The 19,095-nt window shown below is 65.5% G+C and carries 23 protein-coding genes and 1 pseudogene; 8 read left to right on the top strand and 16 right to left on the bottom strand.

Annotation, left to right across the window (positions count from 1 at the left end; translation table 11 throughout):
• Together DFR51_RS17330 and DFR51_RS17325 are read left to right on the top strand one after the other, a co-directional pair.
• Positions 1-783 (top strand): UDP-N-acetylglucosamine 1-carboxyvinyltransferase (locus DFR51_RS17330; protein ID WP_121053444.1); only part of this gene is annotated, 783 nt, incomplete at its 5' end.
• On the top strand, positions 776-1,174 hold the full coding sequence (locus DFR51_RS17325; RefSeq protein ID WP_160119074.1) for a DUF2948 family protein: 399 nt from the start codon (positions 776-778) through the stop codon (positions 1,172-1,174). The genes DFR51_RS17330 and DFR51_RS17325, both read left to right, overlap by 8 nt.
• Here DFR51_RS17325 and DFR51_RS17320 read toward each other — a convergent pair.
• Positions 1,171-2,700 carry a lipopolysaccharide biosynthesis protein gene (locus tag DFR51_RS17320; RefSeq protein ID WP_121053418.1) on the bottom strand — a complete coding sequence of 510 codons (1,530 nt, stop codon included), beginning with the start codon at positions 2,698-2,700 and terminating at the stop codon, positions 1,171-1,173. The genes DFR51_RS17325 and DFR51_RS17320 overlap by 4 nt on opposite strands.
• Positions 2,701-3,073: 373 nt before the next feature.
• A complete protein-coding gene (locus tag DFR51_RS17315; RefSeq protein WP_121053417.1) occupies positions 3,074-3,757 on the bottom strand; it encodes a hypothetical protein in 684 nt (227 codons plus the stop codon).
• A 286-nt stretch (positions 3,758-4,043) separates the two neighbouring features.
• Between DFR51_RS17315 and DFR51_RS17310 the strand changes: the two genes are divergently transcribed.
• Positions 4,044-6,050, top strand: a complete 2,007-nt coding sequence (locus DFR51_RS17310) for a transglycosylase domain-containing protein (RefSeq protein ID WP_243445534.1) — start codon at positions 4,044-4,046, stop codon at positions 6,048-6,050.
• Here the strand turns inward: DFR51_RS17310 and DFR51_RS17305 are convergent.
• Genes DFR51_RS17305 through DFR51_RS17295 form a run of 3 tightly spaced genes read right to left on the bottom strand, consistent with a single transcriptional unit; the run spans position 6,027 to position 7,830 of the window.
• On the bottom strand, positions 6,027-6,770 hold the full coding sequence (locus DFR51_RS17305) for a M48 family metallopeptidase (RefSeq protein ID WP_121053416.1): 744 nt from the start codon (positions 6,768-6,770) through the stop codon (positions 6,027-6,029). The genes DFR51_RS17310 and DFR51_RS17305 overlap by 24 nt on opposite strands.
• Positions 6,767-7,210 carry a YcgN family cysteine cluster protein gene (locus tag DFR51_RS17300; RefSeq protein ID WP_121053415.1) on the bottom strand — a complete coding sequence of 148 codons (444 nt, stop codon included), beginning with the start codon at positions 7,208-7,210 and terminating at the stop codon, positions 6,767-6,769. The genes DFR51_RS17305 and DFR51_RS17300 overlap by 4 nt, the downstream gene beginning before the upstream one ends.
• Positions 7,198-7,830, bottom strand: coding sequence for an SCO family protein (locus tag DFR51_RS17295; RefSeq protein ID WP_121053442.1), 633 nt, complete (start codon positions 7,828-7,830; stop codon positions 7,198-7,200). Before DFR51_RS17295 ends, DFR51_RS17300 begins: the two co-directional genes overlap by 13 nt.
• A 94-nt stretch (positions 7,831-7,924) precedes the next feature.
• Between DFR51_RS17295 and DFR51_RS17290 the strand changes: the two genes are divergently transcribed.
• The 3 genes from DFR51_RS17290 to DFR51_RS17280 are packed head-to-tail and all read left to right on the top strand — an operon-like array spanning position 7,925 to position 10,397.
• A complete protein-coding gene (locus DFR51_RS17290; RefSeq protein ID WP_243446580.1) occupies positions 7,925-8,524 on the top strand; it encodes an ankyrin repeat domain-containing protein in 600 nt (199 codons plus the stop codon).
• A gap of 11 nt (positions 8,525-8,535) precedes the next feature.
• Positions 8,536-9,840 carry an ActS/PrrB/RegB family redox-sensitive histidine kinase gene (locus DFR51_RS17285; RefSeq protein ID WP_243445535.1) on the top strand — a complete coding sequence of 435 codons (1,305 nt, stop codon included), beginning with the start codon at positions 8,536-8,538 and terminating at the stop codon, positions 9,838-9,840.
• Complete coding sequence (locus DFR51_RS17280) at positions 9,837-10,397, top strand: ActR/PrrA/RegA family redox response regulator transcription factor (RefSeq protein ID WP_121053413.1); 561 nt, start codon at positions 9,837-9,839, stop codon at positions 10,395-10,397. Before DFR51_RS17285 ends, DFR51_RS17280 begins: the two co-directional genes overlap by 4 nt.
• Here the strand turns inward: DFR51_RS17280 and DFR51_RS17275 are convergent.
• From DFR51_RS17275 to DFR51_RS17225, 11 genes and pseudogenes are all read right to left on the bottom strand, one after another.
• The gene (locus DFR51_RS17275; RefSeq protein ID WP_121053412.1) at positions 10,394-10,873 is read right to left on the bottom strand and encodes an MmcB family DNA repair protein; all 480 of its coding nucleotides are present in this window, start codon (positions 10,871-10,873) and stop codon (positions 10,394-10,396) included. The two genes, DFR51_RS17280 and DFR51_RS17275, sit on opposite strands and share 4 nt — an antisense overlap.
• 40 nt (positions 10,874-10,913) lie before the next feature.
• Positions 10,914-11,588, bottom strand: coding sequence for a cell wall hydrolase (locus tag DFR51_RS17270; protein ID WP_121053411.1), 675 nt, complete (start codon positions 11,586-11,588; stop codon positions 10,914-10,916).
• A gap of 163 nt (positions 11,589-11,751) precedes the next feature.
• Entirely contained in the window at positions 11,752-12,075 is a 324-nt protein-coding gene (locus tag DFR51_RS17265; protein ID WP_121053410.1) for a DUF1491 family protein, read from the bottom strand.
• 9 nt (positions 12,076-12,084) lie between these two features.
• Positions 12,085-12,453, bottom strand: coding sequence for a PilZ domain-containing protein (locus tag DFR51_RS17260; protein WP_121053409.1), 369 nt, complete (start codon positions 12,451-12,453; stop codon positions 12,085-12,087).
• Positions 12,450-12,908, bottom strand: a complete 459-nt coding sequence (ptsN, locus tag DFR51_RS17255) for a PTS IIA-like nitrogen regulatory protein PtsN (protein ID WP_121053408.1) — start codon at positions 12,906-12,908, stop codon at positions 12,450-12,452. Before ptsN ends, DFR51_RS17260 begins: the two co-directional genes overlap by 4 nt.
• 51 nt (positions 12,909-12,959) lie before the next feature.
• Positions 12,960-13,547: a ribosome hibernation-promoting factor, HPF/YfiA family gene (gene hpf / locus DFR51_RS17250; RefSeq protein WP_121053407.1), complete on the bottom strand. Its 588-nt coding sequence runs from the start codon at positions 13,545-13,547 to the stop codon at positions 12,960-12,962.
• A 106-nt stretch (positions 13,548-13,653) separates the two neighbouring features.
• Complete coding sequence (gene dnaQ / locus DFR51_RS17245) at positions 13,654-14,340, bottom strand: DNA polymerase III subunit epsilon (protein WP_121053406.1); 687 nt, start codon at positions 14,338-14,340, stop codon at positions 13,654-13,656.
• 29 nt (positions 14,341-14,369) lie between these two features.
• Positions 14,370-14,948, bottom strand: a pseudogene (gene coaE / locus DFR51_RS17240) (dephospho-CoA kinase); the annotation flags it as partial.
• The gene (locus DFR51_RS17235) at positions 14,945-15,757 is read right to left on the bottom strand and encodes a shikimate dehydrogenase family protein (protein WP_174234217.1); all 813 of its coding nucleotides are present in this window, start codon (positions 15,755-15,757) and stop codon (positions 14,945-14,947) included. The pseudogene coaE and the gene DFR51_RS17235, both read right to left, overlap by 4 nt.
• Positions 15,754-16,350: a Maf family protein gene (locus DFR51_RS17230; protein WP_121053439.1), complete on the bottom strand. Its 597-nt coding sequence runs from the start codon at positions 16,348-16,350 to the stop codon at positions 15,754-15,756. The genes DFR51_RS17235 and DFR51_RS17230 overlap by 4 nt, the downstream gene beginning before the upstream one ends.
• Positions 16,350-17,180: a pyruvate, water dikinase regulatory protein gene (locus DFR51_RS17225; RefSeq protein WP_121053405.1), complete on the bottom strand. Its 831-nt coding sequence runs from the start codon at positions 17,178-17,180 to the stop codon at positions 16,350-16,352. Before DFR51_RS17225 ends, DFR51_RS17230 begins: the two co-directional genes overlap by 1 nt.
• 303 nt (positions 17,181-17,483) lie before the next feature.
• On the opposite strand from DFR51_RS17225, the gene hemE reads away from it, so the two are divergent.
• Positions 17,484-18,506: a uroporphyrinogen decarboxylase gene (hemE, locus tag DFR51_RS17220; RefSeq protein ID WP_121053404.1), complete on the top strand. Its 1,023-nt coding sequence runs from the start codon at positions 17,484-17,486 to the stop codon at positions 18,504-18,506.
• Positions 18,507-18,959: a CopD family protein gene (locus DFR51_RS17215; protein ID WP_121053403.1), complete on the top strand. Its 453-nt coding sequence runs from the start codon at positions 18,507-18,509 to the stop codon at positions 18,957-18,959. It abuts the gene before it with no gap.
• The last annotated feature ends 136 nt before the right edge of the window (positions 18,960-19,095 follow it).

Genomic DNA, 19,095 nt, shown 5'->3' with positions numbered 1-19,095 from the left:
CCGATCGTATCGGTGGGCGCCACCGAGAACGCGCTGATGGCCGCCGTGCTGGCGAAGGGCGAAACGGTGATCGAGAACGCCGCGCGCGAACCCGAAATCGTCGACCTCGCCAACTGCCTGAACGCGATGGGCGCGAAGATCGAGGGCCACGGCACCTCCACCATCCACGTGCAGGGCCGTACCAGCCTGCACGGCGCGACCTATGCGGTGATGCCGGACCGGATCGAGGCGGGCAGCTACGCCTGCGCGGTCGGCACGGCGGGGGGTGAGGTGGAACTCGTCGGCGCCGATCTCGCCACGCTCGGCGTTGTCGCGGACCGGCTGCGCGACGCAGGGCTGGAGGTTGACGCCACGACCGAGGGTGTCCGCGTGAAACGGAGCGGGCCGATCCGCGCCATCGATATCGAAACGCAGCCCTTCCCCGGATTCCCCACCGACATGCAGGCGCAGTTCATGGCGATGCTGGCGCTGGCCGACGGCACCAGCCATCTGACCGAGACGATCTTTGAAAACCGCTACATGCACGTGCCGGAGCTGGCGCGCATGGGCGCGGACATTCGCGTTTCGGGCCGCACCGCCGACGTGCACGGCGTCACGAAGCTCACCGGCGCGCAGGTTATGGCGACCGACCTTCGCGCCTCGATGAGCCTGGTGCTCGCGGGGCTTGCGGCAGAGGGCGAAACGGTTGTGAACCGCATCTACCACCTCGACCGCGGCTACGAGCATCTGGAAGAAAAGCTCTCCGGCGCGGGCGCCGATATCGAGCGGGTTTCCAGTGACTGAACGCCTGCGGCTGCTCGCTGTGGACGAGGCGGACCTCGAAACGATTTCCGCGCTGGTGCAGGACGCCGCCGTGAAGCGCGGCGATATCGCTTATGATGCGAAGGCACGGCGGCTCGTCATCATCGCCAACCGCTATCGCTGGGAAACACGGCAACCCTCGCGCGTGCGCTGCGTGCTGCGCCTGGATTCGCTCACGAGTCTCAAACGGCGGAACTGGCCGGCATCCGATACGGTACTCGATCTGCTGGCGCTGCGCTGGGAAAACGGCGGCATCGAGATCGATTTCGCGGGCGGCGCCGCGCTGCGCGCAGACGCGGAATGCATCGATGTCGAGCTACACGATCTGAGCGGCCCGTGGGGCGCCAAACGGACGCCGCGCCACACGCTTTAGGATTGTTCCGGATCGTTGCGGAACTTGTCGCGCCCGGCGAAGAGCAGCCGGTCTTCTTCCTCGAAACCGCGATACCAGAGCACGATGCCGTAGGTCGCAAGGATGGCGGGCAGGCCGAGCACGAGCTCCCAGTACGCGACCAGATAGCGCTGCACGAGGATGCCCACAGCGAAGGCCGCGCCGGCCGCAAGCAGCATCGGCCAGCGCCAGCCGGAGACCGGCTCGCCGAGCGTGGTGCGCAGCAACCGCGATTTCACGACGGTCGCGAACAGCCCCGACGCGAGGAGCGCGGCGGCGGGCGCGATGCCGTTCACGGCAGCGTCGGGCGATTCGGGCGGAAACAGCTCTCGGAACAGCGGAATGAAGGCGAGCGTGAGGCCCACCTGCACGCCGAGCGTCGCCACCGACAGCATCAGATTGCGGTGCCGCGCGGTGTAGACGAGGCAGGTTTCCGCGACCGCGCCCGTCACGTAGGCGATTTCGGCGAGCAGCAGCAGATTGAGGATCATCGTGCCGCTGCCGAAGCCTTCGCCGACAAGATCGAGCACCGCTTCGCCTGTCATCCCGAGTGAGAGCGCGATGCCGATCTGCGCGGCGAGAATCCAGAAACCGACCTGCCGCAGATGCCCGGCAATGACGGAGCTGTTGCCCTGCTTCAGGCCATTGGTGATGACCGGCGCCAGAATCGGATCGAACGTCACCTTGAGCTTTTGCGGCAGCGTGACGACCTGCTGCGCGACGTAATAGATGCCGAGCACGGCCGGCGTCGCGAACTGGCCGAGGATCAGGAGATCGATGCGCCGCGAGGCCCATTCGATGGCATCCGCACCCGCGATCGGCAGATTTTCCCGCATCATGCGGAACAGCCGAACGGGATGCGGCCGCCATCCACGCGGCAGGCCGAATAGACGCACGCATGGCACGATCGAGGCGACGAACGCCGCGCCGAGCGAAACGGCGTAGGCGATGATCATCGCGTCCGGCTTCCATTCCGGGATGAAGGCCAGCGCGGCGGCGAAGATCGTCAGCACCCACGGCTCGACGATCGAACGCGCGGTGACCGTCGCCCCGACGCGGTGCCGATAGGCGAGCGCCGCGAGCGTGACGTCAGAACCGACGATGAAGATCGCCGTGAGCGGGAAGATCCTGTCCAGCCCGGAGATCTTGCTGTTCGGGAAGACGATCTGCGGCAGCGCAATCATGATGAGCGCACCGATGAGCGACAGCATCCACGCGAGCACGAGCCCATCGCCGACGACATGGCTTTCCGGGCGATCGCCCTTGCTGAGTTCCTTGGCGAGGCCGCGCTTGAGACCGATGGTGGCAAGCGCCGCCATCAGCTCCACGATCATCGTGGCATAAGCGAAGCGGCCGAGCGCCTCCGCGCCGTAGAGCTGACCGGCGATGAACAGAAAGGGCAGGCGCGCCAGCAGCCGGAGCACGAACCCGAAGAAGTTCGTACGTCCGCCCTTCGCGAGCGCCGCGGTATCAGCGCCGCGCGTCCCGTCTTCCGCCTTTTCGGTCAAACCCGGCGCACCGGGCGGTTCGTCCTCATGGCACCGCTTTAGAGCGTGTCCTGTTGATTTTGAAGCATCGTGATTGCGTTTCCGTGTTCGTCCGGCAAGGAGCGTGGTGCGGCGCGTAGCAGAGCTACGCGCAAACCGCGCGACGCCGTCCGGCGGGCGCGGTAACGCAACCGCGAAGCGGCGGGCGGAAAAGGGCGCATGGGGGCGTCGCTCGTCGGTCACGATGCTTCTGCATCGCTCCCTCCTCGCTCCTACCCATGCGCCCTTTTCCGCTCCGTCACGACGCTTCAAAATCAACAGGACACGCTCTAAAGGATCGCGCGCCAAAGTGTGAGTGGATTTGAAACGCGGCCCGTCTCAGACCGTGTGCCGCTCAGCCCAGAATCGCCTCGGCACGCTCTATATCCATCATGGCGGCGGCGCGGCTGGCGTGAAAACCCGCGAAAGCGACCTGCTTCATCAGCGGGCCTTCCGAAAGCAGCAGCGCGTCTCCGTAGACATCGAGCTGCCCCGCCGCTTGTTCGGCGCGGCGCAGCAGCGGCTGCACCAGCACGGCGTCGGCAAGGCTGGTGTCGCCGCTCTCGGTGCGCGCAAACAGCCGCTCGAGCGCCAGCTTCACCGCGCGGCGTTCGGCATTCGCCTCCACGATCATCTGCTCTTCCTCGGTAAGCACAGGTCCGGTCGGAACCGGCGGCGGCAGAGCAGCAACCGCCACACGCGCGCGCTCGACCTGCGCCAGAAGATTGAGCGGCGGCCCCTTCGCTTCGGCAAACACATCGGCGGGGGGAAGATCGGCACCCGCCGAAAGATCCACGGGTTCGGTTTCCATGAGATCGGCGAGTTCGGCATCGATGTCGAAGGCGGCGACCTGCGCGCTGCCGGTCTCCTTTCGAATCTCTCCCGCCACGCGTTCCACGATGAACGGCTGCATCGCAAGGAAGGTCAGCACGAACAGCGCCGCCGCGGCCGTGAACAGGCCAGCCAGCATCCAGCGTTCGTGCCGCGCGAGCGTGGCGGCGGCCGGAACCGATGGCACGAAGATGACTTCTGGTTTCATGAGCGACCAGCAATGTAATCGATCACGGGAACATCATGGTGAATTATTTCATTGTCGAACAGATTAAGTGATTGTTTACTTCCGTGTCTTGCGATGCCGAAATGAAACTGTTCCGCATATGAAGTAATTAACATCTTGTTAACCCCGTCTTCAGCGACAGGAAGCGCGTTGGCGCTTCAGGCCGGCGAAAGGTCGGCGCAGGCAATCTCTTCGTCGAACGGGCCTTGTTGCCGCCGCGATTGGCGCATACACGGCGCACACGGGGACGGTAACGGATACGCACGCCTTGGGCCGATTTCTAAAATCAGCACTGAAAATTTCGCTCGCCTTCGGAACCCTCCTGCTCGTCATCCTGGCGGTCGCGGTGGGCATCCAGATGTCGTCGCTGCCTTCGTTCGACGACATGATGCGGTCGCCGAACGGCCAATCGATCCGCGTGCTATCGGCGGACGGTGCCGTGCTCGTGTCAGTCGGCCCCTCCTACGGCCAGTGGCTGACTTACGACGAGATTCCCGATGTGATGGTGGATGCGATGCTGGCGGTGGAAGACCGGCGCTTCCGCTGGCACCCCGGCATCGATCCACTCGGCATCGCGCGCGCGCTGTTCGTGAGCGCGAAGACGGGCGACCGGCTGAAGGCGACTTCCACGATCACGCAGCAGCTGGCGCGCAACATTTTCCTGAACAACAACCGCACGTGGACGCGCAAGGCGAAGGAAGGCCTGCTCGCGCTCGCCATCGAGCGCAAGTTCTCGAAGGAGCAGATCCTCGAGCTGTACCTCAACCGTGTGTATTTCGGCGGCGGCGCCTACGGCATCGATGCCGCGAGCCGGCGTTTCTACGGCCATAGCGCGCGGACGCTGAGCCTGCCCGAGGCCGCGATCATCGCGGGCCTTGTGAAAGCGCCGTCGCGTTACGCACCATCCTCCGATCCCGAGCGGGCGCGCCAGCGCGCTGCGGTCGTGCTGTCGGTGATCAACGAAACGAAGCCGCTGCCCGATCTTGCCGCCGCGCAGGCGGACCTGAAGGACATCACGTTTGCGCCGCAGGCCCGCCAGAACAACGTGCGCTACTTCACCGACTGGGTGATGTCGCAGCTCGATATCCTGACCGACGAGACGGTGGAACCGCTCGTGGTGCGGACGACCTTGCTGTCTTCGATGCAGAAGGGTGCGGAAGATGCGGTCCGCACGCAGACGCCCGCGGAGGCGCAGGGCGCGCTTGTCGCACTGTCGCACGACGGCGCGGTGCGCGCGATGGTGGGCGGCAAGGACTATGTCGAATCGCTCTACAACCGCGCCACGATCGCCGAGCGGCAACCCGGTTCGGCGTTCAAGCTGTTCGTCTATCTCGCCGCGATCGAAAGCGGTGTGCTGCCCGACGATATCGTCGTGGACGAGCCGGTGCAGATCGGCGGCTGGAGCCCGCGCAATTCGAACGGGCGCTACGTCGGCGAGGTGACGGTGCGACAGGCCTTCGCGCAGTCCATCAACACAGTCGCCGTGCAGCTCGCGACGCGGACCGGCTTCGACGCGGTTGCAGACATGGCGCGGCGTTTCGGCATCGCGACGCCGATCAGCCGCCAGCCGGCAATGGCGCTCGGCGCCTCGACCGTCCGCCTGATCGACATGACCTCCGCCTACGCCGCCGTGGCGCGCGGCGGCATCGAGGTGCGTCCCTATGCGGTGACCTCCATCGAGACCGCGCGCGGCCGCAAGCTTTATGAGCGTCAGGCTGAAAACCCCCGCGTGCTCGTCGCGCCATGGGTCGCCGCGAACATGACCAACCTGCTGCAGGCAGCGGTCGAGACCGGCACCGGACGCCAGGCACAGATCGGGCGTCCGCTCGCCGGCAAGACCGGCACGACCAGCTCCAACAAGGACGGTTATTTCGTGGGCTTCACCGGCGATCTTACCGCCGGCGTCTGGATGGGCCGCGACGACAACAAGCGCGTCGGCGGCCTTCAGGGCGGCACGGCGCCCGCGCGCGCCTTCGCGGCGTTCATGCGCGTCGCAACGAAGGGCATGCCGGTCGTCGAGCTGAACAGCAACATCCAGATCGACGATACGCTGAGCGAGCCCGATGCCGAGGTCTATGGGCTCGACGGCACGATCGCAGGCTATCCGGACGAGTATTATCGCGGCGGGCCCGATTATCAGGGTGCGATCGAGGTGCCGGTGGATGGTGACGGCAACCCGCTTCCGCGTGTGCACCGGCCGGGCACGCTCGACAATGCGTGGCTGGAAGAGGCAGCGCCGCCCGTGGAGCCTTCAGCGGCGCCCGATCCAATGTAACGCGGCGCCGTGCACCGCGAGCCAACGCGTCGCCTTGCGCGCGGTGGCACCCGACAGGCGGCTGCACAGGGCGTGAAATTCCGGCCCGTGATTGTGGTGGACGATGTGGGCCACCTCGTGCGCGGCGACGGCGCGGCGCACAAATTCCGGCGCCATCACGAGCCGCCAGCTGAATGCGAGCGCGCCCTGGCTGCTGCAGCTGCCCCAGCGTCCGGTCGTGTCGCCCAGCCGGATCGGCGGCGGCGGCAGGCCGATCTCGGCGGCAAGCGCGGTGCAATCCTCGGCGAGCAGCCGCAGCGCCTCTCGCCGAAGCCAGGTTTCAACGCGGCGCGGCAGTGCCTCCGCAGGACCACCGATGTGGAGAACCTCGCCCTCCAGCCGTGCGGTGCGCGGCAGATCGGCCCGCCATTCGATCCTGATTTCGGTGTCGCCATAGGGAATATCGGCCCCCGGCGCGAACGGGCGCGGCGTCGGCCATTTCTGCGTGCACGCCGCGATCCACGGCTTCTGCGTTTCAAGGAAAGCGGCAGCGCGACGGTGCGAAATGCCATTCGGCAACGTAAGCCCAATGCAGCCGAGCGCGGCATCGGCGCGCAGCGTCATGCGCCGCGCGCGCGGGCTGACGCGTACGCGAAGCGGAACGAGGCGGCCATCGATTTCGAGGACGTCGGGGAGAACGGGTTTGCGCGAAAGCGTGCGCCGCAGGAACGCGAGGCTCACAAAACGCGGTCCAGCATATGGTGTTCGAGCGGACCCGCCTCGTCCTCCGAAACCGTCCAGCCGCTCACCGATTCGCCCGCGCGCTTCACGCTTTCCGGGTCGCCCGTGATCAGCGGATGCCATTCGGGCAGCGGATCACCGCGTTCGAGCAGGAGGTATGCACAGGTGGAGGGAAGCCAATCGATGCTGCGCACCTTGGCGGGGGTGAGCCGCACACAATCCGGGATGTGGGCGCGGCGGTTGCGATAATCCGAGCAGCGCCCCGTGCGGCGATCGAGCAGGCGGCAGGCCACATTGGTGGGAACGAGCTCGCCCGTGTCCTCGTCCTCCAGCTTGTGCAGGCAGCATTTGCCGCAACCGTCGCAGAGCGCTTCCCACTCCTCGCGCGACATATCCTCCAGCCGCTTTGTTTCCCAGAAGGGGGTCGTCAGCGCACCCATTTCGCAAGGCCGGCGGCGATCGCGGCTGCATCATCCGCGCGCTCGAAATACATGACGGGCTTTCCGTCCGGGTCCATCAGATAGATGAAGGCGCTGTGATCCATCAGGTAGTTCTGCGGATCGGTGCCTTCGCCCTTCGCGGCATAAACACGGTAGGCGCGCTTCGCGGTGTCGATTTCCGCCTGCGTGCCGGTGAGGCCGATAAGGCGCGGATGGAACGCCGCCGCGAAATCCTTCAGAACCGCAGGCGTATCGCGCGCCGGATCGACGGTGACGAATACAGGCTGCACGCGCGCGCCAAGGGCGGGGTTCGACGCTTCGAAGCTTTTCAGGCCCTGCGCCATGCGCTGCACATCCACCGGGCACACATCCGGGCAGAAGCTGTAGCCGAAATAGATGAGGCGATACTTGCCCTTGAGGCTGTCGTTGGTAACCCGCTTGCCGTTCTGATCGGTAAGCGCGAAATCGCCGCCGATGGGCGCACCGGCGAGCGGCGGCTCCTCCACATTCTGCGCGGCGGGCTTCGGCGCGGCGAGCCAGATGAATGCCGCGACAAGCGCAACGGCCGCGGCAAGGAGCAGCGCGATGCGGAGAAAGGAGAGGCGACGCGGTTGTTTCATATTCAGCTTGTCCGGCCTATAGACCAGCTTTGCCCTCGGGGACAAATCGGATCCGTGCTACATGTCCAGCCTGCGTAAACTTGCCGCTCTTCTCATGACATTCGCCGCGCTGTCGCTTGCAGCGCCCGCCGCCGCACAGTTTTCGGACCGCTACAATTTCTTCAAGGCGGTGAAAGACGGCGACGTGCTGAAGGTGAAGTCGATGATCGACCAGCCGGGATCGACGCTGATCGACACGCGGGACAATGACAGCGGTGAAATGGCGCTGCACATGGTGACCCGCCGCCGCGACGTGCCGTGGATGAACTTCCTGATCGCCAACGGCGCCAGCGTGAACGTCCGCGACAAGGACGGCAATACGCCGCTGCACGTGGCCTCGCAGCTCGGCTACATCGATGGCATCCAGACACTGCTTCGCCGCAAGGCGGACGTGAACGCAGTGAACAGCCGGGGCGAGAGCCCGCTGATCGTGGCCGTGCAGCAGAGGAACGCCATGGTCGTGCGCGAGCTGCTGAACGCAGGCGCGAAACCCGATCTTGCCGACCATGTCGCCGGCATGTCCGCACGCGATTATGCCGAGCGCGACCGCCGCGCCGCCGCGATCGTGCGCATGTTCAAGGACAACGACAACAAGGCGAAAACCGACGAGGCAAAGCCGACGACGGTGCTGCCGCTGCAGAACCCGGGCAACTGACGGGCCGCGGCGTGCCGCAGCCGCAATCGCTCCCGCAGGGGCCGCTCCAGCAGGCGCCGCTGCCGACGGCGCTCGGCACCGCAGGTGTCCGCGTCCGCACGCTCGTCACCATCCGCTGGATGGCGATCGCCGGACAGTCGATTGCCTTCCTTGTCGTGCACCTGCTGCTCGGCTTTCAGGTTCCGCTCGCGGCGGCGGGCGCTGCGATTCTCGCGTCCGCCCTGCTCAATATCGGGCTTTCGACGCTCTATGCGCCAACGGCGCGGCTTGTGGGCGCCGAAGCGCTGCTGCATCTCGCCTTTGATCTGCTGCAACTCGGCGTGCTGCTTTACCTGACGGGAGGCCTCGCCAATCCTTTCAGCGTGCTGCTCGTCGCGCCGGTCACGATTTCCGCGACGCTGCTGAGCGCACGCGCCACGGTGGCGCTCATCCTGATCGCGATGGCGATCCTCGGCGTGCTCTGGCAGTGGTCGCTGCCGCTGCCGTGGGCCGGGCCACCGCCGGTGCTGCCGCCGATCTATGTGCTCGCGAGCATCGTCGCGCTCGGCTTCACCGTTGTGTTCCTGGCCATCTACGTGCTCCGCGTCTCGCTTGACGCGCGGCGCTGGCAGCAGGCGCTGGTCATCACGCAGGCGGTGCTGGAGCGCGAGACGAAGATGTCCGCGCTCGGCGCGCTCGCGGCAGCGTCCGCGCACGAACTCGGCGGCCCGCTCGGCACCATCAGCCTCGTCGCGCGCGATCTTGCCGAAACGCTGGGAGACGACCCCGATTTCGGCGAGGACGTCGCGCTGCTCGACCGGGAAGCCAAGCGCTGCCGCGAGATCATGACCGACCTTGCCCACCGCGCCGAAGTGGACGCGCCCTTTCCGCACGTGCCGCTGCGCGTGCTGCTGCACGAAGTGGTGCAGCCCTTCGAAGCGAGCGGCAAGCGCGTGCATGTCGATGCTCCGTCCACTGTGGTGGCGCGCACGCCCGAGCTGCTGCACGGCCTCGTCAACCTCATCGACAATGCCGTTCGCCACGCGGCGCGCGAGGTGCGGATCGGGGCGGTCACGGACGCCGGAACCGTTACGCTGCAGATCACCGACGACGGCGCAGGCTTTCCGCCCGAACTGCTGCCGCATCTCGGCGAGCCCTATCTCGGCCCGTCACGCTCGGCGCGCGGCGGCACGGGGCTCGGCATCTTCATCGCCACGACGCTCCTTGAGCGCACCGGCGGCGCGCTGACGTTCCGAAATGCCGCAGGGGGCGGAGCGGTAGTCGAAATCACCTGGCCGATCGCCTATATCGCGGCAGGAACGGAAGGACAGGCATGACGACCGAAACCGAATCCGGCGCTCCGCACACTGCTGACCGCACGTTGCTGCTCGTCGACGACGACAACGCCTTTCGCCAGCGCCTGGGCCTTACGCTCGAGCGCCGCGGCTATACGGTGGCCGCCGTGGCCAGCGTTGCGGAGGCGCGCGGGATCGCGGCTGAACTGAAACCGGCCTACGCAGTGCTCGATATGCGGCTCGGCGATGGCAACGGGCTCGATCTTGTCGGGGAACTGCGTGCGCTGCGTCCCGGCATCCGGATCGTGATGCTCACCGGCTACGGCAACCTTGCCACCGCCGTTGCAGCTGTGAAGGCCGGCGCGGTCGATTACCTGCCCAAGCCGGCAGACCCCGACGCGATTTTGAACGCGCTGCTCGCGCCCGGCGAAGCGAAGCCCGCGCCGCCCGAAGAGCCGATGTCCGCCGACCGCGTGAAGTGGGAGCACATCCAACGCGTCTACGAACTGTGCGACCGCAACGTTTCGGAAACCGCACGGCGGCTGAAGATGCACCGGCGCACGCTGCAGCGCATCCTGTCGAAGCGGTCACCCCGCTAGGACAATTCCCCGAAGAACGGATCTTCCGCCCGCTGGAAGCGGCTCGCCGCGAGCCGCCCGAAGCGCAGGATTTCGGTGCGTCGCCTTGCAGCAGGCAGCGGGTTTGCGGGGGCGTTGCGCAGAATCGCCGCATCGAAGCGATCGGCGACGATCACGCCGCTGATTTCCGGCCGGAACGCGGGCTCATCGAGGATCGCCGCCGGAATGTGCGGGGGTACCGCCCAGAAGAAGCGGTCGCAGAAATCGAGATAATCGGGCCACTTCATGTCGCCGCGCAGATCGGCGAGCGACACCTTGACCTCGCAGATCACGATCTCGCCCTTCGCATCGATCGCATACACGTCCGCGCGGCGACCGTTGCGCAGCGGCACCTCGGCGAGCGCGGCAAGGCCGAGATGATGAAACATGCGCGTGACCCCGCGGACGACGTCGCACGCCACCATCGGCGATTCGGCGGGAAGGGCAGCAGGACTCATCCGCCACACTCTACCAGAACAGGACGGGAACGAAAGTGGTCTAGCGGTAGAAGATGTGGCCGCCGATACGCCGCGTCTGTTCCTTCACGCGGCGCCAGCCCGGCTTCACGTAAGTCGCATGGAAGAACGTCGCCTTGTCGGTCACGTCCTGCCAGCCCTGGCCGACGGCGATGATGGCGATGGCTTCGGCGCGCTTCCACGCCGGGCCCTTCACGGCCGGAATGTCGGGCTTCCCGTCAAACGTGAAGGAAAACTGCCCGCTCTGATAGACGACGGCGCAGATATCATTGGGCCACCGCTCGTTTTCCGCGCGGTTCAGAATCACCTGCGCGACCGCGAGCTGACCTTCGAGCGATTCGCCGCGCGCTTCATAGTAGATCGCGCTCGCCAGGCAGCGCATCTCGTCTTCAAGCTCGCTGCGGTGCATATCGGCGACGTCGCCGACAAGCGCGGCGAGATCGAGCGTCGGGCCGGTTTCCTCTGGCACGCTGAGCCCGACACGCGGCGTCTGGTCGACATCGAGTTCGTTTTCAAGGCGGACCGGCGAGAACGGCAGACCCTGCTGGGCCGCCATCGGCACGTCGAGCGTGATCGCGGCAGGTTCGAGGTTGCTGACGATATGATCGCCCGCCACCGGGGCGGCACTAGGCCACACCATCGCGATCATCGCCGCGCAGCACGCGACGAGGCCGATGCCCCGTATGGATTTAGACATGGAAGGGTCCGCTCGTTGTCCGGGGCCGTCCAAGGGGACGAGCGGGGCCGAAAATCAGGCCGCCAGCGCCGGGAGTTCAACATCAGCGCCGGCCCAGAAGGCGTGGCGCATAATCATTTCGCCGTGCGCATTGCCCTCCCGACAGTCGAGAGTCAAGAAATTGTTAATCTTTGGCGACAAAACGCCCTGGATTCTCGACATCCAGTTCAACGATCCACAGATCGGGATCGAATTTTCTGCGCTTTTCGAGCGCCTCTTGTGCGGCCGGATCGCGTTCTTCGCGATTCTCGAAAATCGGCTGCCACGAGACCTTGCCGTCTCCCATATTCACGCGGGAAAGCGCCGTTATCGTGCCGGACGTGTCGCGCAGGAGTAGCAGAACGGCGCCCGAATCAGGCTCACCCTTGGCAATGATGGTCGCGAAGCCGCCCGCAGCCTCGACGCGGCGGCGAAGCGCGCCGACCCATATATGCGTTTTGATTTGCACCCGCGCCGATCAGGCGCTGGCAGCGGCGGCGTGTTTCGGCTGATCCGGCTTGGCATCAAGCAGCCCGAGCATGCGCGCCTTGTCACCCAGCCGCTGCAGCCCGCCCGAATCGCCATCGACGAAGACGAGACCCATCAGCCCCTGGTCCGCCCACGCGACAAGGCACGGAAATGTGCCGTATTTGGGGAGAAACAGGTGAAGCGCGGTGCCCTTGGGCAGCATCTGCTTGCAGGCGATGCGCGCGCCGCTCGTGGAGATATCGCGCACGATGCACCCGAACTGCCGGTCGATCAGGCGAATCTCGCCCTTGAACACGACCTGGCGGCGGCCCGCGAGACGCGCCGCTTTGCCTTCATCCTGGGTGACCTCGATGCTCATGCTGCTTCGCTATGCCCGACTCCGCTTAAAAGCGCGTAAAGAGCATCGCTATTATTGGTCCCCCGAAGCTTATCGACGAGACGACGGTCGCGGAACATGCGGCTGATCTGCGCCAGCGCTTTCAAATGGTCGGCGCCGGCGTCCTCGGGCGCCAGCAGCATGAACACGAGATCGACCGGCTGGCGGTCGATCGCTTCGAAATCGATCGGCGGATCGAGTTTCGCAAACAGGCCCTGCACGCCCTTGAGTTCAGCAAGCCGCGCATGGGGCACGGCAATACCGCCGCCAAGCCCCGTCGAGCCCAGCCGCTCACGCTCCAGCAGCACCTCCATGATGCGTCCTTCGGGGACACCAACGACCGGCGCGGCAAGCGCGGAAAGCTGCTGAAGCAGTGCCTTCTTGCTGCCGGCGCGGAGTCCCGTGTGGACCGTTCGCGGTGTGACGAGATCGAACATGGCTGAGCCTGTACCCCAAACCCTCTGCAAGGGCCGTTAACGCACCGCCGCTCAGGCGGCGGGCGGTTCGACCCAGCCGATGTGCCCGTCTTCGCGGCGGTACACCATGTTGTAGGCGCCCGTGCGGCTGTTGCGGAACATCAGCGCGCCGGTATGCCGGAGATCGAGCATCATCACCGCATCGGAAACGCTGGCGTCGGGGATGTCGACGCGGGTTTCGGCGACGATGAGGGGGTTGTCGGCGCTGTCGCTGGTGGTGTCTTCCACTTCCTCGTCGATCGCGCGCAGCACGCGGTATTCAGCGTCGAAAGCAACGTCTTTCACACCGTTCAGGCGGTGGTGATCCTCAAGCCTGCGCTTGTAGCGGCGCATCTGCTTGTCGATCTTTTCGGCCGCGCCGTCGAAGCCGAGCTGCGCGGTGTTCATGGACCGATCCGACGCCTTCAGCACAAGGCCCTGCGTCAGTTGCATCAGGATATCGCAGACAAAGCCAGCGTCGTGCGGACCCGGCTTCAGCGTGACGTTCGCGCCGGTGGCGCGCACCCCATACTTCTGCACCATCGCGCCCAGCGTGGTTTCGATATGCGTTGTCAGCGAAGCGCCGACATCGATCTGCTGACCGGAAACGCGGATATCCATTTCGGTCCATCCTTTCTTTTTGGCCTCACCCGCCGGTTTGCCGGGCGATGGCGGTAAACACTTATGAGACGCACCTTCCGGCGCATCCCACCCCAACACGAACAACTCAACCCGTGCCCGTCTGCTCCCACAGCGGATTTTTCAGCAGCTTGAGGAAGGCAGCATGCCGCGCCAGCTCTTCAGGCGTCGCGGCGTGCGGGCGGGGCGCCACGTAGCTGCGTTCGACGCGAACCGCAACCGTTTCCTCATGCGTGGCCGCCTGGCCGAGCGACATGCCAATCTGGCGGCCGCCCATGAGCTCCACATAGACGCGTGAAAGCAGCTGGGCATCGAGCAGCGCGCCGTGCTTGTCGCGCGCGGTCAGATCGATGCTGAAGCGCGTGCAAAGCGCATCGAGCGAATGCTTGGCGCCGGGAAACTTCTTGCGCGCCAGGACGAGCGTATCCCCCACGCGCTCGATCGGGATCTGATCGTGGCCGCAGTTGCGCAGTTCCCAGTTGATGAAACGCCGATCGAACTCGGCGTTGTGCGCGATGAGTCGCGCGTCGCCGATGAAGGCCACGAATTCAGCGGCAACCGCTGCAAACGTCGGCTTGTCGGAGAGGAACTTGTCGGAGAGCCCGTGCACCGCTTCCGCCTCGGCGGGCATCGGGCGGCACGGATTTATGTACGCGTGGAACGTGCGCCCCGTTTCGATCCGGCCCACGAGCTCGACGCAACCGATTTCGCAGATGCGATGCCCGTCCGACGGGTCGAGACCCGTCGTCTCGGTGTCGAAGATGACTTCACGCATGACTTGCAATATCGGACTCCATGACGCCGGAGACAAGAGACGAGATGACGGATTTCAGCCCGCGTTTCGCGCAGGCTCTGTCCCGTGTCGATCACGAAATCCGCGCGGCGGCGCTTTTCGCGGTCACGCATCTGAGTGGCGAGGATCGCCGCAAACTTCTCATGGCTCATTCCAGGCCGCGCCAGCACGCGGCGGCGCTGCACATGCGCGGGTGCGGACACCACGATGGTGGCGTCGACATGCGCGTGGCCGCCGCCTTCGAAGAGAAGGGGGATATCGAGCGCGACGATTGCCGCGCGGTTTTGCCGCGCCTCGGCCAGAAACGCCTGCTGCGCCTCCCGCACCAGCGGATGCACGATTTTTTCCAGGCGGCGGCGGGCTTCGGTGTTGCCGAACACCGCGGCACCAAGTTTTGGGCGATCGACGCCCTTGGGTCCGGTCGTGCCGGGGAACGCCGCCTCGATCGCTTCGATCGCAGCGCCGCCGGGGCCTTGCAGCCGGTGCACCTCTGCATCAGCGTCGAACACGGGCACGCCCGCGCGTCGCAACATTGCCGCGACCGTCGACTTCCCCATGCCGATTGAGCCCGTGAGACCGAGAACGATCATTGGGTGAGCAGCGCCTTCAATTCGTCCTCGCAACCTTCCGGCGGCGCTACGCCGAAAAACAGCGAAAAGGCGATCGCAGCCTGGCCGATCAGCATTTCGAGGCCGTCCACGGTTTCAAGGCCGCGCGCATCCGCAGCCTTGAGAAGGCCGGTTTCGAGCGGGCTGTAGACGATGTCGTAGACGACGGCATCGTCGGCGAGCGGCGAGAGATCGAGATCGAGCGGCGGCTGCCCGGTCATGCCGAGCGCGCTTGCATTCACAAGCAGGGCGGCTTGCGGAAGCGGCGCATCGAGCGGCTTCGCCGCGCCTTTGAGGCCGAACGCGGCCAGCAGGCCCATCGCCTTTAGCGGGCTGCGATTGAGAACCGTGACCGGGCCGACGTTCGCTTTCGACAAGGCAAAAAGCACCGCCCGCGCTGCGCCCCCTGCGCCGATCACGGCAACCGGCCGGCCTTCGAGATCAAGACCCGCGATGGGCGCGAAAAATCCGCCCGCGTCGGTGTTCGTGCCGAACAGCGCGCCGTCTTCAGCTCGCGCGATCGTGTTCATCGCGCCGATGCTCTCGCGCACGCCGCCGGGATCCGAGACATGATCCATCACCGCGATCTTGTGCGGAATCGTGACGTTGCACCCGCGCCAGTCGGGATCCGCCCGGCGGCTTTGGATATAGGCGGCAAGATCCTCCGCTTTCACATGCGCGCGGCGGTAGTCGGCGGCGATGCCGAGCCGGTCGAGCCAGAACTTGTGAATGGCGGGCGATTTGGAATGGCTGATCGGATCGCCGATCACCTCGGCATAGAGCAGGGTCATATTGGCATCACACCGCGCGTTCTTAGATAATCGAGCACGGCGAGAAGCGGCAGGCCGCGGATCGTGAACTGGTCGCCGTCGACACGCGCGAAAAGCTGCGCGCCGTGTCCCTCTATATGATAGCCGCCCACCGACCCGAGCAGGACGTCGCCGCAGTTATCGAGATAGGCATCGAGGAACGCGTCCGAAAAATCCCGCATCGTGAGTTTGGCCACGCCGACGAAACGCCAGACCGGGCTTCCGTTTTCCGCCACGACGGCCGCTGAGACCAGCCGGTGCGTGCGGCCGCGCAAGCTGCGGAGCTGCGCGGCGAGTGTTTCGCGATCGGGCGCCTTGTCGATCATCGTGCCATCGTCGAGCGCGACGACCGAATCGCTGCCGAGCACCAGCGCGGGCGGAATCTTGCGCGAGATTTTCACGGCCTTGGCTTCGGCCAGCGCATCCGCCACCCGGCGCGCATCCGCGCCTTCCGACAGAAGCGCGCGCTTCAGTTCAGCCTCGTCGACCATCGGCGCCAGCGCCTCGAACGGCACGCCAGCCGCCGTCAGCATCGCCTGCCTTGAAGCGCTCGTCGACGCGAGAACGAATGACATCATGCCGCCGAACCGTTGGCACGCGCCTCGGCGCGCTCGTTGTAGAGGTTGATGATTGCCGCCGCCGATTCCTCGATCGAACGGCGCGACACATCGATCACCGGCCAGCTGTTGTCTGCGCAAAGCCGCCGCGCCGCAGCGACCTCCTTCGTCACCTCGTCCATATCCACATAGGCGGTCTCGGGCGCCTGCGCGAGGCTGAGCAGCCGGTTACGGCGCACTTGCACCAGCCTGTCCGGATTGGTGGTGAGCCCGACGACCATCGGCTTCGACAAACGGAAAAGCTGCTCGGGCGGGCGGCTCGTGGGCACCAGCGGCAGGTTCGCGGTCTTGTATCCGCGGTTCGCGAGATAGATCGAGGTCGGCGTTTTCGACGTGCGCGAGACGCCGATCAGCAGAATATCGGCTTCCTCCCAATTGTCGGCGCCCTGCCCGTCGTCGTGGTTCATCGTGTAGTCGATGGCCGCGACGCGGCGGAAATACGCCTCGTCCATCTGGTGCTGGCGGCCGGGCCGCGCGGCGGCGCGTTGACCCAAAACCGCCTGCAGACCTTCGATCACCGGATCGAGCACGCCAACCGCCGGCAGCCCCATCGCGCGGCAACGCGCCTCAAGGTGGCTGCGCATATCGGCGTTGACGAGCGTGAACAGCACGAGGCCGGGGCGGCTCGCGATATCCATCAGCACGCGATCAAGGTGGCCCTTCGAGCGGACGAGCGGCCAGAAATGCTTGATCGTTTCCACGTCCTCGAACTGCGCGAGGCCGGCTTTCGCAACAGATTCAAGGGTTTCGCCGGTCGAATCGGAAACGAGATGCAAGTGCAGCCGCATGTGTCGCCTCCTGCCGCGCGGTTGTGGATAAGCCCCCGGACGACTCGATTAAGGACTCACGGGATAACCGGCAAGCGGGTGGTCGTTCATCCCCCCGCCCGGCGGCAAAGGAAGATCATCCCCAGGTGGACAATCCCAAACGCTTCCTGTGAATCCGGTGGATAAGTCCGCCCGTGCCATGCAAACCCGCGCGAGGACTTGATCGGCTGCGTCACGCTTGCCTGTGGACTTCACAGGAAACCCCGTTATCCCCAGCCCAACAATCAACCAAATCCATTTCTATATATTTATAAGAGAAGAGATATGGGGTTCCGATCCTTGCTCGCAGTGCTGAACGGTGAACGACAAGCCGTGCCTCCGGTGTGGTTCATGCGTCAGGCCGGACGCTATCTGCCGGAGTATCGCGCGCTTCGTGCCGAGAAGGGCGGTTTCCTGGCGCTGGTGTACGACAGCGACGCCGCGGCGGAGATCACGCTGCAGCCGATCCGTCGCTTCGGATTCGACGGCGCCATCCTGTTTTCGGACATCCTGATCGTACCGCACGCGATAGGCCAGGCGCTGACATTCACGGCAGGCGAAGGCCCGCAGCTTGCGCCGCCGCTTTCCGGGGCAAGGCTTGAGGGTTTGCACCCCGCGCCGGAACATCTTGCCGCGATTTACGAAACCGTCGCCAAGGTCGCGAAGGCGCTTCCGGATGAAACCACGTTCCTGGGCTTCGCTGGAGCCCCGTGGACGGTCGCCACCTACATGGTCGCGGGCGAGGGTAGCCGGGACCAGGCGGCGGCACGCTTGATGGCTTACAGAGAGCCTGAGCGTTTCTCTGCGCTGATCGATGCAATCGTTGACGTCACCGTGGAGTATCTCGCCGGTCAGGTCGCTGCGGGCGTCCATGCCGTGCAGATCTTCGACAGCTGGTCGGGCAGTCTTGCACCGCAAGAGTTTGATCGCTGGGTGATTGCGCCGACACGCGCAATCGTGGAGCGATTGAAGGCGCGCACATCGGTGCCGATCATTGGATTCCCAAAAGGCGCAGGCGGAAACCTGCCGCGTTATGCGCGCGAAACGGGCGTCGACGCCGTCGGGCTCGATGAAACCGTGGATCCGGTCTGGGCGGATGAGGCACTGCCGAAGGGGCTGCCGGTGCAGGGCAATCTCGACCCCCTGCTGCTGCTCGCCGGTGGGGATGCGCTTCCCGGCGCCGTGCGGCGGATTCGCAGCGCGCTCGCGGCGCGACCGCATGTGTTCAATCTGGGCCACGGCATCGACAAGGAAACACCGATCGCCCACGTTGAAGCCGCGCTCGCCGCGATCCGGAGCCCGCTCTAGATGGAAAGCTGGGTCGGCTGGCTCGGCGGCGCCCACCTTTGGGTGCGCGCGTTCCACATCATTTTCGTGATCTTCTGGATGGCGGGCATGTTCATGTTGCCGCGCTACCTTGTCTACCAGCACCCCGTCGCGCCCGGATCGCCCGAGGATGCGCTGTGGATCACGCGCATCGAACGGCTTCGCAAGATCATCGTCGGCCCCGCCATGATCATGGTCTGGGTGCTCGGCCTCGCGCTTGCGTTCAATCTGGGTTTGGCTGGCAACGGCTGGCTCCACGCGAAGCTCGCGGTCGTGTTCCTGTTCTCGGGTTTCCACGGCTGGATCGTCGGCGTTTCCAGGAAAATGGCGCGCGGGGAGCGGCCCGTGAGTGAGCGCAGCCTGCGCATGTGGAACGAGCTTCCGAGCCTCGTCGCGATCGTTGTGGTGCTGCTCGCGGTGCTCCGGCCGTTCTGATCGGCTTGACTTCCACGGGGCGCGTTCCTAAGTCGAAAACCAAGTCCTCGTTCTGAGGCGCCCGCGCAGGGCATTGTTTCGATTTTCCTCGTATCTCCCTGGCGCCAGCTTTTCACACGATTCACTGAAGGCCCAC

The sequence above is a fragment of the Sphingosinicella microcystinivorans genome, assembly GCF_003634215.1.
Taxonomy (GTDB): domain Bacteria; phylum Pseudomonadota; class Alphaproteobacteria; order Sphingomonadales; family Sphingomonadaceae; genus Sphingosinicella; species Sphingosinicella microcystinivorans.
This window is presented reverse-complemented; position numbering and strand designations above follow the sequence as displayed.